Source organism: Actinomyces mediterranea, from assembly GCF_900155595.1.
In the GTDB taxonomy this organism is placed as follows: Bacteria; Actinomycetota; Actinomycetes; order Actinomycetales; family Actinomycetaceae; genus Pauljensenia; species Pauljensenia mediterranea.
This window is the reverse complement of the sequence record NZ_FTPB01000004.1, coordinates 429,970-442,615: the sequence shown is the minus strand read 5'-3', so window position 1 is coordinate 442,615 and position 12,646 is coordinate 429,970. Positions and strand designations below refer to the sequence as shown.

General features: G+C 64.1%; 15 protein-coding genes, 1 pseudogene and 1 riboswitch. Of the genes and pseudogenes, 15 read left to right on the top strand and 1 reads right to left on the bottom strand.

Annotation, left to right across the window (positions count from 1 at the left end):
- The first annotated feature begins 13 nt into the window (after window positions 1-13).
- Genes mihF through BQ7471_RS06020 form a run of 6 tightly spaced genes read left to right on the top strand, consistent with a single transcriptional unit; the run spans window position 14 to window position 4,250 of the window.
- Window positions 14-325, top strand: coding sequence for an integration host factor, actinobacterial type (mihF, locus tag BQ7471_RS06045; protein WP_076464954.1), 312 nt, complete (start codon window positions 14-16; stop codon window positions 323-325).
- A 27-nt stretch (window positions 326-352) separates the two neighbouring features.
- On the top strand, window positions 353-910 hold the full coding sequence (gene gmk, locus BQ7471_RS06040) for a guanylate kinase (protein ID WP_076464952.1): 558 nt from the start codon (window positions 353-355) through the stop codon (window positions 908-910).
- A gap of 46 nt (window positions 911-956) precedes the next feature.
- Entirely contained in the window at window positions 957-1,223 is a 267-nt protein-coding gene (gene rpoZ, locus BQ7471_RS06035) for a DNA-directed RNA polymerase subunit omega (protein WP_076464951.1), read from the top strand.
- Between the two features lie 5 nt (window positions 1,224-1,228).
- The gene (gene coaBC, locus BQ7471_RS06030) at window positions 1,229-2,449 is read left to right on the top strand and encodes a bifunctional phosphopantothenoylcysteine decarboxylase/phosphopantothenate--cysteine ligase CoaBC (protein ID WP_076464949.1); all 1,221 of its coding nucleotides are present in this window, start codon (window positions 1,229-1,231) and stop codon (window positions 2,447-2,449) included.
- Complete coding sequence (gene metK / locus BQ7471_RS06025; protein WP_076464948.1) at window positions 2,446-3,639, top strand: methionine adenosyltransferase; 1,194 nt, start codon at window positions 2,446-2,448, stop codon at window positions 3,637-3,639. Before coaBC ends, metK begins: the two co-directional genes overlap by 4 nt.
- On the top strand, window positions 3,636-4,250 hold the full coding sequence (locus BQ7471_RS06020) for a vitamin K epoxide reductase family protein (RefSeq protein ID WP_076464946.1): 615 nt from the start codon (window positions 3,636-3,638) through the stop codon (window positions 4,248-4,250). The genes metK and BQ7471_RS06020 overlap by 4 nt, the downstream gene beginning before the upstream one ends.
- Before the next feature lie 61 nt (window positions 4,251-4,311).
- On the opposite strand, the gene BQ7471_RS11650 is transcribed toward BQ7471_RS06020, so the two are convergent.
- Window positions 4,312-4,482 (bottom strand): hypothetical protein, encoded by a 171-nt coding sequence (locus tag BQ7471_RS11650; RefSeq protein ID WP_235821323.1) that lies wholly within the window; start codon window positions 4,480-4,482, stop codon window positions 4,312-4,314.
- On the opposite strand from BQ7471_RS11650, the pseudogene BQ7471_RS11645 reads away from it, so the two are divergent.
- From BQ7471_RS11645 to hisG, 9 genes and pseudogenes are all read left to right on the top strand, one after another.
- Window positions 4,411-4,593 (top strand): annotated as a pseudogene (locus BQ7471_RS11645) (primosomal protein N' family DNA-binding protein); the annotation flags it as partial. The gene BQ7471_RS11650 and the pseudogene BQ7471_RS11645 sit on opposite strands and share 72 nt — an antisense overlap.
- Window positions 4,594-4,726: 133 nt before the next feature.
- Window positions 4,727-6,211, top strand: a complete 1,485-nt coding sequence (locus BQ7471_RS06015; RefSeq protein ID WP_235821322.1) for a primosomal protein N' — start codon at window positions 4,727-4,729, stop codon at window positions 6,209-6,211.
- Between the two features lie 29 nt (window positions 6,212-6,240).
- Window positions 6,241-7,185: a methionyl-tRNA formyltransferase gene (fmt, locus tag BQ7471_RS06010; RefSeq protein ID WP_076464945.1), complete on the top strand. Its 945-nt coding sequence runs from the start codon at window positions 6,241-6,243 to the stop codon at window positions 7,183-7,185.
- The gene (locus BQ7471_RS06005; RefSeq protein WP_076464943.1) at window positions 7,185-8,654 is read left to right on the top strand and encodes a transcription antitermination factor NusB; all 1,470 of its coding nucleotides are present in this window, start codon (window positions 7,185-7,187) and stop codon (window positions 8,652-8,654) included. The genes fmt and BQ7471_RS06005 overlap by 1 nt, the downstream gene beginning before the upstream one ends.
- Window positions 8,655-8,697: 43 nt before the next feature.
- The gene (gene rpe, locus BQ7471_RS06000; RefSeq protein WP_076464941.1) at window positions 8,698-9,360 is read left to right on the top strand and encodes a ribulose-phosphate 3-epimerase; all 663 of its coding nucleotides are present in this window, start codon (window positions 8,698-8,700) and stop codon (window positions 9,358-9,360) included.
- A 65-nt stretch (window positions 9,361-9,425) separates the two neighbouring features.
- Window positions 9,426-9,550, top strand: a riboswitch (FMN riboswitch).
- A 58-nt stretch (window positions 9,551-9,608) separates the two neighbouring features.
- Entirely contained in the window at window positions 9,609-10,382 is a 774-nt protein-coding gene (locus tag BQ7471_RS05995) for an ABC transporter permease (RefSeq protein ID WP_076464940.1), read from the top strand.
- Window positions 10,383-10,392: 10 nt separating this feature from the next.
- A complete protein-coding gene (locus BQ7471_RS05990; protein ID WP_129583368.1) occupies window positions 10,393-11,427 on the top strand; it encodes an ABC transporter substrate-binding protein in 1,035 nt (344 codons plus the stop codon).
- A gap of 93 nt (window positions 11,428-11,520) precedes the next feature.
- Complete coding sequence (locus BQ7471_RS05985) at window positions 11,521-11,784, top strand: phosphoribosyl-ATP diphosphatase (RefSeq protein WP_076464937.1); 264 nt, start codon at window positions 11,521-11,523, stop codon at window positions 11,782-11,784.
- A 7-nt stretch (window positions 11,785-11,791) separates the two neighbouring features.
- Window positions 11,792-12,637 carry an ATP phosphoribosyltransferase gene (hisG, locus tag BQ7471_RS05980; protein ID WP_076464935.1) on the top strand — a complete coding sequence of 282 codons (846 nt, stop codon included), beginning with the start codon at window positions 11,792-11,794 and terminating at the stop codon, window positions 12,635-12,637.
- Window positions 12,638-12,646 lie beyond the last annotated feature (9 nt).

Below are 12,646 nucleotides of genomic sequence, written 5' to 3'. Positions count from 1 at the left end.
GGAGAGTACAGCTATGGCGCTACCCCATCTGACGCCTGAACAACGAGCAGAGGCCCTTGAGAAGGCGACGCGTGCGCGCAGGCGCCGCGCCGAGGTCAAGACGCAGGTGAAGAACCGCGAGTTGAGGCTCTCCGAGGTCCTCGACCTCGCCGAATCCGATGAAGCGATTGCAAAAATGCGAGTGCAGTCGCTTCTCGAGTCTTTGCCCCGCGTCGGCGTGACCACCGCCGCCGCTCTCATGGAGGAGTACAATATCGCGTCGACGCGCCGGATCCGCGGATTGGGCCACGTCCAATGTGAGGCCCTCGTCGCCAGATTCGGTTGAATCGTGCCGTAGTGGCAGGATGTCTCCATGGAGACTCCTCGACTGACAGTTCTAGTCGGCCCCACGGCAGTGGGGAAGGGCACCGTCGTTCATGCGCTGCGCACCCGTCACCCTGAACTGGTGGTGTCCGTGTCGGCGACGACGCGGGCGCCACGCCCCGGGGAGGTCGACGGCACCCACTACCTCTTCCTCTCCGATGAGGAGTTCGACCGGCTTATCGCCACGGATCAGATGCTCGAATGGGCGACTGTTCACGGGACGCACCGTTATGGCACCCCCCGGGGTCCCGTGGATCGTGCTCTCGCGCAGGGGCGCCATGTGCTCCTCGAGATCGATCTGGTCGGCGCCCGACAGGTGAAGCGGACATTCCCCGACGCCCGCTTCATCTTCCTCGCGCCGCCTTCGTGGGACGCCCTCGTCGAGAGGCTCGCGACGCGGGGAACGGAGGATGAGGAAGAGCGTTCGCGCAGATTGGCGACAGCGCGGATCGAGATGGCCGCGGAAGACGAGTTCGACGTCACTGTGATCAATGACGACCTCGATGTCGCGGTGGCGCAGCTGGCTCGCATCATCGGCCTGGAGTAGACTGCCTCCGGTGGCCGTTCGGTCGAGATAGTTCAGGAGGAACCGCATGTCCGGAATCGTCGCACAGCCTGAGGGCATCACATCACCACCGATCGATGACCTGCTTGAGCACGTCGACTCGAAATACGCTCTGGTGATCTTCGCTGCGCGTCGCGCCCGCCAGATCAACTCCTACAACCTCCAACTCGAACAGAACATGATCCAGTTCGTCGGACCGGTGGTGGACACCCAGCCCGACGAGAAGCCTTTGGCCATTGCCCTGCGCGAGATCAATGAGGGGATGCTCACCCTCGAAGCAGATGAGAAGGCCTGAGTAATATGTCCCGGACGATCATCGTCGGGGTCAGCGCCGGAATCGCCGCCTATAAGGCGGCGATTCTTGTACGCGAACTCATCCGCGCCGGTCACGATGTGCGTGTAGTCCCCACCCCCAGGTCCCTCGACTTCGTCGGCGCCGCAACATGGGAGGGCCTAACCGGTCGTCCCGTCCATGCGACGCCCGCGGACCAACCCGGAGGCGACCACGTGGAACTCGCGCGCATCGCAGATCTCATCGTGATCGTGCCCGCCACAGCTGATGTCATTGCCCGCGTGCGCGCCGGACTGGCCGATGATCTCCTGACGGCGACTGTTCTCGCCTCCCGCTGCCCGCTCGTCATCGCGCCCGCGATGCATTCGCAGATGTGGCTCAGTGCCGCGACGCAGGACAATATTTCAGTTCTTTCCTCCCGGGGCGCGACGATCGTCGGACCCGCGAGCGGCGCCCTGGGGTCCGGGGATTTCGGAATCGGACGACTCATTGAGCCCGAGGAGATCGCCGCACGGGTACTGTCCATTCTCAATGCCCCGCGCGATCTTATGGGACGACGCATTCTCGTCAGCGCGGGGGGTACCCATGAGCCCCTCGACCCGGTGCGCTTCATCGGCAACGTGTCGTCTGGACGCCAGGGGATTGAGATTGCGCGAGCGGCTGCGGAGCGGGGAGCCGAGGTCACCCTCCTCGCCTCGAATGTTGAATCCTCGCTCCTAGCGGGGCTGGGCGATACCGTCACAGTCGTCGATGCGCCGAGCGCCTCGGATGTGGAGCGCGAAGTGATGAGCCGCCTCGCATCCGCCGACGCCCTCGTCATGGCGGCCGCAATCGCGGACTTCCGTCCCGCGGTCGTAGCGGGGGAGAAGATCAAGAAAGATCCTGAAACGAACGACGCCCCCGTCATCGCTCTAGAGAGGACGGCTGACGTCCTCTTCGAGGCGTGTCGACATCCGTATCGACCCCCAGTGGTCGTCGGCTTCGCGGCCGAAACGGGGGAGGACGCGCGCGTCCTCGAACTCGGGGCGGACAAGGCGCGCCGAAAGGGAGCGGATCTTCTCGCCGTGAACCGTGTCGGCGGCGGACTCGGATTCGGGGATGTCGCCAATGAGATTCACCTCCTCGATGCCACTGGCGCTCAGGTCGCACACGCATCGGGCTCGAAGCGGGAGGTCGCGCGCGCTCTGCTGGATGCAATTGCAGCGCGACTGAGTAGTATTGCTGAGTGACTTCTTCTCGACAGCTCTTCACCTCTGAATCAGTAACCGAAGGCCATCCGGACAAGGTATGCGATCGGATCTCCGATGCGATCCTCGACGCCCTCCTCGCGGTCGACCCCCGTGCCAGGGTCGCCGTTGAGACAATGGTGACAACGGGCCTCGTCCACGTCGCCGGCGAGGTGACGACCGACGCCTATGTGGAGATCCCGACGATCGTCCGCCAGGAGATCCTCGACATCGGATACAACTCGTCTCGCATCGGCTTCGACGGCGCATCATGCGGGGTATCCCTGTCGATCGATCAGCAGAGCCCCGATATCGCCGGAGGTGTGGATCGTGCCCTTGAGGCGCGCGAGGGAACCGCCCACGATGCGAGGGACTCTCAAGGGGCCGGCGACCAGGGCATCATGTTCGGTTTCGCCTGCGACGACACCCCCGATCTCATGCCTGCGCCGATCTGGCTTGCGCATCGCCTTGCCCGCAAACTCGCCTCCGTCCGCCACCGAGGCGAGGTCGAAGGCCTCAGGCCCGACGGCAAGACTCAGGTGACCCTCGCCTACGAGGACGGACGCCCCGTCGCAATCGACACTGTCCTCGTGTCGACCCAGCACGACGAAGACCTTTCACAGAGGGCGCTCGCCTCACTCGTGAGGGATCACGTCATCGCGCCGGTCCTCGACTCGTGCGGATTGGAACTGTCCACGGCGGACATGACGGTCCTCGTCAACCCCTCCGGGCGCTTCGTCCTGGGCGGCCCCGCAGCGGATGCAGGAGTCACGGGGCGTAAGATCATCGTCGACACATACGGCGGCATGGCCAGACACGGAGGAGGAGCTTTCTCCGGCAAGGATCCCTCGAAAGTGGACCGCTCTGCGGCATATGCCGCACGCTGGGCCGCCAAGAACGTCGTCGCCGCCGGACTCGCTCGCATATGCGAACTGCAGCTGGCCTACGCAATCGGTCGTGCGCGCCCCGTGGGCCTCTACGTCGACACCTTCGGCACGGGCACCGTCCCCGACACGACGATCGCCGACGCGATTCGCGAGGTCTTCGACCTCCGACCCGCGGGCATGATTGAAGAACTCGACCTGCTGCGCCCGATTTACCGCCAGACGGCGGCCTATGGACACTTCGGACGCGGGGGGCTTCCGTGGGAGCAGCTCAACCGGGTTGATCAGCTGATCGGAGCGGTGTCATGAGTTTCCTCACCGACACCCCGTTAGAGCCCGTCGATCAGCCCTGGCGGGCAAGGACGGCATCGGCGATGATCCTCTCAGGCTTCGCAGGCCTCGTTGCATCACTCATCTTGTCCATTGAAGCATGGCAACTCGCAAAAGACTCTTCCATGAGCTTCGGCTGCGACGTGTCGTCGCTGTTGTCATGTTCAGCGGTGGCGCTCACCCCCCAGGCTCACGTGCTCGGCTTCCCCAATGCATTCCTTGGGATCTTCTTCGGGGCCGTCGTCCTCACCATCTCCTTCGCGCTGATCACAGGCGTGCGATTCCCCCGCTGGTACATGATCGGGGCGAATGCGCTGTATACGATCGCGCTGGGTTTTGCACTGTGGCTGTTCTCGCAGTCCTACTTCGTGATCCACGTGCTGTGCCCATGGTGCCTGCTCGTACTCATCACGACCCTCATCCTCTTCGCGGGAATCACACGCATCAATATCCGTGAAGACGTGTTCCCCGTGTCGCAGTCGGTGCGCCACTTCGTGTCGAAGGGCTTCGACTGGTCAATCACCGGTTTGGCGGTCTTCATCATCCTTGCGATGATCGCGGCGCGCTACGGCGTCGAGCTGTTCACCTGAGTCCATCCGCGCAAACGACCGCGCGCCGTGGTCCAATAGAGGCATGGATGAACAGACGGCCTTAGACGGGTTGGAACCCCCTGGACTCCAGCCCGTCCCCGTCGCTCGCGTCATCGTCGACGTCGACTTCGCCCACCTCGACCGCCCACTCGACTACCTCATCCCCGAATCCCTCGTCGAGCGCGCCCTCGTCGGAGTCATCGTCCGGGTACCCCTGGCGGGCAAGATCCACAACGGGTGGATCGAGTCAGTGAGCCAGATGGTTCCCGAGCACAGGCTCCAACCGATCGCATCCGTCGTGTCCCGTGTCCCCGTGACGACACCGATGCTGCTCACCATCGCGAGGTCCATCGCGGATCGGCATGTCGCCACCCTTCCCCAGACCCTGTCCCTGGCGATCCCCGCCCGCCACGCAGGCCCCCCCCGCGCCGCCCGAGGGCACCGCCTGGGCGGATCACCGCAATGGGGCGCTGCTGTTGTCTCACCTCGCACACGGGGACGGTCCCCGCAGCGTGTGGAGCGCGCTCGGCCCCACCCGCGACGCCCGCCTCATGGAGCTCGTCCTCGCCACCAGGGCATCCGGGCGCAGCGTCATCGTCGTCGTCCCCACATCCCACCACGCGCAACTCATGCATTCCCTCATCGAAAAGACCATGAGCGAACCCGTGGGACTGTCCTCGTCCGACACCCCCGCGTCAGAGCGCTACCGCCTCCACCTCGACGCATTAGCTGGCTCGGTCCGCATCATCGTCGGCACGAGGTCCGCGGTGTGGACGCCCGCTAAGGACCTCGGCCTCATCATCGTGTGGGATGACGGAGACGATCACCTCCACGAATTGCGTGCCCCGCGCTGCGACGCCCTCGACGTGGCGGTCACCCGCGCTCACCTGGAAGGATGCGGCCTCGTTGCCGCAGGCTATTCGCGCTCGGTCAAAGCCCAGTCGCTCGTCGCCACCGGGTGGGCGGTTTCCCTCACGGACGACCATCCCATACGCCGCAGCCTCACCCCCTCCATCCGCGTCCTCGACGAATCCGACGCCGAGGCCGCGGGTCCCAGCGGACGTATGAGGATCCCTCCCCAGGTCGTCGAATTCGCACGCGGCTCCATGGCCGACGGCCCCGTCCTCATCCAGGTTGCCTCCGCCGGATACATTCCCGTCATCTCCTGCGACAGGTGCCATTCCATCGCACGCTGCTCCACCTGTTCGGGAACCCTGTCGGTGGGACCGGATTCGGTTGTGTCCTGTGAGTGGTGCGGGCGTGAAGTCAGCCAATGGCGATGCCGCACCTGTTCGGCGACGCGGATCCATCGGACGCGAATCGGCAGCGACCGCACGGGCGAGGAGATCGCCCGCACATTGAAATCGAACTCCGTACTCGTCTCCTCATCGACGCATAGGATCACGCGATTCATTGATGCGCGCCCGCAGATCGTCGTGTCGACGGCCGGAGCGGAGCCCATCGCCACGGGAGGATATGTCGCTGCCATCATCCTCGATACCCGTGCGATCGGCGGCCGACCCGAATTGTGGGCGCCCGAAGAGGCGATGCGGCGCTGGTTCAACGCGCTAGCCCTCGTCAGACCCGAGGGACGGGCACTATTCGCTGGCGGCGTTGAGGCGGTGATGGCGCAGTGCCTCATCCGTTGGGATCCTGCGGATATGGCGCAGCGGCTGTACGACGAACGCGCAGCCCTCGGCTTCTTCCCTGCGGCGATGATCATCGCCCTCGATGGGTGCCGCGAGGATGTTCGCGCCGTCGCCGAGGCCGCGAAGGCGGAAGAAATCGGCACCGTGGAGCGCGAGGCCGCAGAGGGGGAGCTCGGCGTGCGTACCCTCATCCGCGCGCCGAGGGAGCAATCGGGCGACGTGCTCAAGAACCTCGCCCGGGCGCAGGCGATCAGATCCTCGCGCAAGATGCGCCCGGTGAAGATCACAGTTAATCCTCCCGAGCTTTTCTGAACGCTGCCGCTCTCACTTAGACTGGCTGGGTGCGCATCGTCTTCGCTGGAACCCCCGCCCCCGCCGTCCCGACCCTCATGAGGCTCATCGAATCGTCTCACGATGTCGTCGCCGTGATCACGAGACCCCCGGCGAGGGGCGGACGGGGACGCTCCCTCGTGTCATCGCCGGTGGCGATCGCCGCCCGAGACGCTGAGATTCCCCTCATTGAAGCATCGAGTCTGAAGGGGGAGGACACGATCAGGAGGGTCACGGAGCTGAACGCGGATCTGGGAGTCGTCGTCGCATATGGTGCCCTCATCCCGCAGGCGCTTCTCGATGCTCCGCCTCATGGGTGGGTGAACCTCCACTTCTCGGATCTGCCGCGCTGGAGGGGCGCGGCTCCCGTCCAATGGTCCATCCTGTCGGGCGATGAACAGACCGCCTCATCGGTCTTCCAACTCGAAGCGGGGCTTGACACCGGTCCCGTCTTCTCAAGAATCCCCGTCACCATCGGTCACGAAACAGCCGGCGAACTACTTGAGAAGATGGCTGAGCTCGGGGCGGGTCAGGTCATCGGCGTGGTGGATGAGATCGAGGCGGGCACAGCCCGCGCAATCGCGCAAGACGAGGCCGATCCTCGTGCATCTCACGCGCGCAGGCTCTCCCACGAGGACGGATTCATCGATTTCACGCTCAGCGCAGACGAGGTCGATCGGCGTATCCGCGCCGTCACCCCCAACCCCGGGGCGTGGACGATGCTGCCCGATGGTAAGCGGATGAGACTCAGCACCGTCGAGGTGTGCGACGATTCGCAAACCCTTGAAGCGGGGAGCCTGCGCATCTCGAAGCGCAGTGTCGATGTTGGATGCTCCCAGGGGGCCGTCACCTTGGGCAGGGTGGCCCCCGCGGGGCGCGGGTGGATGGACGCCGCCGCGTGGGCGCGCGGCGCCCGACTCGATGACGCGGCGCGATTCGGGAAGGCGGGGGAGTAATGGCGACTCATCGGTATTCGGACGGGTATCGGGCTCGCACCGATGTCGACACCGCCCGCGTCATCGCCTTCGACGTGCTCTCCCAGGTGGAGGTCGACGGCGCGTTCGCGAATATTGCTCTGGCGAAGGCACTGCGCGCCGCCCGTACCTCCTCCCATGTCGATGCGCGCGACGCTGCATTCGTGTCCGAACTCGTCAATGGGACTCTGCGCAGCCAAGGGCGCCTCGACTGGGTGATCGCCCGCCACCTCACGCGCCCGCTGGCAGAGGTCGATCCCCTTGTGAAGGTTCTGCTGAGAATGGGCGCGCATCAGCTTCTCGACATGCGGGTGCCCGACCATGCGGCCGTGGCGACCAGCGTCGACCTCGCCCACCACCACCTCACCGACGGCCCGACCCGCATGGTGAACGCTGTGCTGCGCGCGATCATCCGCGAAGGAGCCGGAGCGATCAACATGGCGATCGCCCAGCTGGAGCCGGAGTCACTCCGACGCGCGGTGGAGACATCGCATCCCGAATGGATGGTCGATGCCTTCATGGACGCCCTCGCAGCCCACGGCTACCCGACATCTGAGATCGACGATCTGCTCAGGGGGGACAATGAACCGCCCGTGGTGACTCTCGTAGCGCGTCCCGGCCTCGTCGACCCCGCAGAGCTCGCCGACGAGGCGGAAGACATTCTCCGCACCCGTGTCGCACCGGGCATTGTCAGCGAATACGCTGTACTCATCGAATCGGGTGATCCGTCGAAGTTGGTGTCCATCCGCGAAACGAGAGCAGGAGTCCAAGACGAGGGCTCCCAACTTGCGGCACTCATCGCCGCCCACGCGCCCATTGACGGCCCAGACGGACTATGGCTCGACCTGTGCGCCGGCCCCGGCGGCAAGGCGTCTCTCCTGGCCGCTTCAGGTATACAGCGGGGGGCAAGGCTTATCGCCAATGAGCTGCACCCACACCGCGCCCGGCTCGTCGAGAAGGCATGTTCCGCACTCGACAATGTCGACGTCGTATCAGCCGATGGTCGCTCCTTCGGAGGATCGAACACCCCGTGGCCGCTGGGCTCCTTCGACAGGATCATCGTCGACGCGCCCTGCTCTGGTATGGGATCACTGAGACGACGCCCGGAGTCCCGGTGGCGGCGCAGCACCGAAGATCTTGACGAACTGACCGGTCTCCAGCGCGGCCTGCTCGATCGGGCGCTCGACCTCGTGCGCCCTGGCGGCATCCTCACCTACATCACCTGCTCGCCGCATGTGGCCGAGACCATCGACCAAGTGCGCCGCCTCCTCGACGGCGGGGGAGTCGAACTCTTCGACACCGTCGGCATCGCGGACACACTTACCCCCGATCCGCTCGACGTCCCCGCCGGGGCGGGACGAATCGGTGGACATGGTGGGCGCACTCTGCAGCTGTGGGAGCATAGGAACGGCACGGACCTCATGTTCATCGCCGCGATGCGTCGCCTGTGATCCCCGCGTCACCACCTCGGGTGATGCGACTAGGATGGTGGCCATGAGCGCAATCATCTCCCCATCCATCCTCAACTGTGATATTGCCGATCTGCGCGGAGAACTCGCGAAGATCTCCGGTGCCGATGTCGCGCATGTCGACGTCATGGACAATCACTTCGTGCCGAACCTGTCGTGGGGGCTGCCGGTTGTCGAAGCCGTTATCAAACAGGATGTTCTGCCAGTCGACGCGCATCTCATGATCGAGGACCCCGACCGCTGGGCGCCGTCCTATGCCGAAGCGGGCTGCCATTCTGTGACCTTCCACGCCGAGGCGGCTGCCGCGCCACTGCGTCTGGCCCGAGAATTGCACCGCATCGGCTCGAGGGTCGGATTGGGCCTGAGGCCCACAACCGATATCGCGCCCTTCGTCGATATCCTCTCCGAATTCGACATGATCCTCATCATGACGGTCGAACCCGGATTCGGGGGACAGAAGTTCATCGACTCGATGCTGCCCAAGATCCGGCGTACCCGCCAGGCGATCAATGCCGCGGGTCTGGAGGTCTCGATCCAAGTCGATGGCGGCGTGTCACGCGACACAATCGAACTCGCGGCTGAGGCCGGGGCGGATAACTTCGTCGCAGGATCGGCGGTATTCCGCGCAGAGGACGCATACGCGGAGGTCGAGGTCCTGCGCGAATTGGCGGCCGATCATTGCCACTGAGTCCCTCGCCGAAGCGCCATGCACGACTCGGCTTCGCATTAAGGCCGAGTCAATGGCATGATGAGGGCATGCTCCGGGGTCGGTGAAAGTCCGAGCCGGCGGTGAAAGTCCGCGACCCGCCCGTCGTCGGGCGGCTGAATCGGTGGGATTCCGATACCGACGGTGAAAGTCCGGATGGGAGGAGCGTGACGCGCAGGGGTATTCCTGTGCGAATCGCCGCGCGTACCCGGATGCCAGAAGGAGCGGACGTGGCACGTCGGCTACGACCCACTAGGCGCATGAGCATCATTGCGCCGATTGCGTTCTTCATCATCTGCTGCGCCGGATGGTGGACAACGAGCGCATTCACCGGCATCGAATCATGGCGTCTGCCCTCACCGGCGGACACCTGGGAACGCGCTCAGGCATTGGCATCGCAATCATCATTCTGGGTCAGAGTCTTCACGACGGCATCCGAAGCGATTTTCGGCTCGGTGCTCGGCGCGATCATTGCCCTGCCATTGGCGTACCTCATCTACCGTTCGCCCCTCATTCAAGCGGCGGTGGAACCATTCCTCGGAGCGACGCAGGCGATCCCGGCGATCGCATTGGCACCTCTGCTCGTCCTGTGGATCGGCTACGGACTGTGGTCGATCACCGCCTTGTGTGCACTCCTCGTCTTCTTCCCGATCCTCGTCTCCTCCGTGGTAGGGCTTCGTCATCTCGACTCAGAAGTCCTCGAAGCGGCGGAACTCGACGGGGCATCGGGTCTGACAATGGCGACGAGTATCGAACTCCCCCTTGCTGCGCCCTCCATCCTCGGCGGAGTACGCAATGGGTTCACCCTCTCAGTCACCGGAGCTGTCGTCGGCGAGATGGTCATGGGAGGAACAGGACTCGGACAGCTGCTTACTCAGGCGCGGACGAATGTCGATACGTCGGGAATGTTCGTGACGATCATCGTGCTGTGCACGATGGCGACTGTCATCTACATCCTCATTTATCGCATCGAGCGCTCCCATCGGTATGCCATCTCACACTGAAAGGCTCCTCATGAACTCCCTCGCACGCGCATTCACCGCGATCGGCGCGAGCCTCGCCCTCGCAGGCCTCACAGGCTGCTCGAGTGACGCCCCATCCACCACGGTTTCCTCAGACGCTCCCGCGTCAGCAACCGACTCGTCGATCACCATCGGATTGACCTACATCCCCAATGTCCAATTCTCACCCGTCTACGTCGCACACGACGACGGCCTTTATTCCTCTGAAGGCCTCGACGTAACGGTGCGGCATCACGGCTCAGATGAGGGACTCTTCACCGCCCTCATCTCCGGTGAGGAGAATGTCGTCATCGCCTCAGGAGACGAGGCCCTCATCGCCCGCGATTCCGGGCATGACCTCATTTCGATCGGCGCCTACTACCAGTCATTTCCCGGCGTCGTCATCGTTCCCGCCGATTCACAGATCAACTCCCTCGAGGACCTCAAGGGCGCGAATATCGGGATTCCCGGGGAATACGGCTCCACTTGGTACACGATACTTGCCGCCCTCGACCAGGGCGGGCTCAACGCAGAGGATGTGACCATCTCATCTATCGGGTACACGCAGCAGGCGGCGCTCGCTCAGGGCCACGTTGACGCGGTCGTCGGGTTTACGAACAACGATCTCGTCCAGATGCAACTCGCGGGTGTCCCCGTCCGCGCGATTTCACTCGACGCGTCGACGCCTCTCGTCGCAGGATCCATCATCACGACGCGCCAGTGGGCCCAGGCCAATCCCGAACAGGCACGGGCAGTAGTCGCCGCGACCACCGCGGGCATCCAGTCGGTCGTTGACGACAATGAGCACGCCCTGGCGATCGCCAAGACATGGGACGACACTTTGACCGACGAAGCTCAACTCGATCGGGCCCGTAAGGTCCTCGCCGCGACTTCGACGCTCTTCCTCAATTCCGAGGGAGGGGTGAGCGCCGTCCAGGACATTGACAAGTGGACTCGCATGGGTGATTTCCTCGCGACCATCCCCGGCCTTGTCGCACAAGCGCCCGATGGCGCTCATGCAATGACGAACGACTACACCGAGGGATGATGACCATGCGTCGATCCTGATCGCAGGTCAATGAGAGGGTCCGGGTGGTGAGCGCACTACCCGGGCCCCTCATGTCAGGGCTACAGTGCACGGGTGACTACTTTTGACAATCTCTTTGCCGAACTGTCTGACAAGGCCAAGACCCGCCCCGAGGGGTCCGGCACTGTTGTCGAACTGGACAAGGGCATCCATATGATCGGGAAGAAGATCGTGGAAGAGGCCGCCGAAGTGTGGATGGCGGCCGAGTACGAGTCCCTCGACGACTGCGCCCTGGAGATCTCACAGCTCCTCTACCACGCCCAGGTCATGATGATCGCCAAGGGCCTGACTCTCGACGACGTCTACCGTCACCTGTGAGGCAATAATGCTGCGCATCGCTGTTCCCAATAAGGGCTCACTGTCCGAACCCGCAATCTCCCTCCTGTCCGAGGCCGGCTATAAGACGCGGCGCAGGGGGCGCGAGCTCGTGCTCACAGACAAGGACAATGACGTCGAGTTGTTCTTCCTGCGCCCCCGTGACATCGCGGTGTATGTGGGCCGCGGATCCATCGAGGCGGGCATCACCGGTCGCGATCTCCTCCTCGATTCGGGTACGGACGCCATCGAGTACCGTCCCCTCGGATTCGCTCGATCAACCTTCCGCTTCGCCGCCCCGATCGGCACGGTCTCCACCGTTGAGGACATTCGCGGCAAGCGTGTCGGCGCCTCATACGATCGCCTCGTTCGCAACTACCTCGCCGATCATGGAATCGAGGCAGAGGTCGTTCACCTCGACGGCGCAGTCGAATCCTCCGTCAGGCTCGGCGTCGCCGACCTTATCGCAGATGTCGTTGAAACGGGCTCGACCCTCAAGGCCGCAGGCCTGGAAGTATTCGGAGATCCGATTCTCACATCCGAGGCGGTCCTCATCACACGCCGCGATGTCGAGGATCATCCCGGTCTCGCCACCCTCAACCGTCGTCTTGAAGGTGTCCAGGTAGCCCGCTCCTACGTCCTCGTCGACTACAACGTCCGCGAAGAGGATCTGGAGGCGACGATCGCACTCGCCCCTGGCTTCGATTCACCGACGATCAGTTCACTGCTCAACTCCGAATGGCGGGCCGTGAGAGTCATGACCCGCGCAGACGGAGTCAACCTCGTCATGGATCGCCTCCATGAAGCGGGGGCGCGTGGCATCATCGTCACGGAGTTGACGGCGTCCCGTCTGTGACACCTGCTG

Bases quoted from the DNA above. Each gene is read 5' to 3' on its own strand.
- mihF (WP_076464954.1), top strand. From the start codon at position 14: ATGGCGCTACCCCATCTGACGCCTGAACAACGAGCAGAGGCCCTTGAG.
- BQ7471_RS06005 (WP_076464943.1), top strand. From the start codon at position 7,185: ATGGCGACTCATCGGTATTCGGACGGGTATCGGGCTCGCACCGATGTC.
- hisG (WP_076464935.1), top strand. From the start codon at position 11,792: ATGCTGCGCATCGCTGTTCCCAATAAGGGCTCACTGTCCGAACCCGCA.
- coaBC (WP_076464949.1), top strand. From the start codon at position 1,229: ATGTCCCGGACGATCATCGTCGGGGTCAGCGCCGGAATCGCCGCCTAT.
- BQ7471_RS05990 (WP_129583368.1), top strand. From the start codon at position 10,393: ATGAACTCCCTCGCACGCGCATTCACCGCGATCGGCGCGAGCCTCGCC.
- rpe (WP_076464941.1), top strand. From the start codon at position 8,698: ATGAGCGCAATCATCTCCCCATCCATCCTCAACTGTGATATTGCCGAT.
- gmk (WP_076464952.1), top strand. From the start codon at position 353: ATGGAGACTCCTCGACTGACAGTTCTAGTCGGCCCCACGGCAGTGGGG.
- BQ7471_RS06020 (WP_076464946.1), top strand. From the start codon at position 3,636: ATGAGTTTCCTCACCGACACCCCGTTAGAGCCCGTCGATCAGCCCTGG.
- rpoZ (WP_076464951.1), top strand. From the start codon at position 957: ATGTCCGGAATCGTCGCACAGCCTGAGGGCATCACATCACCACCGATC.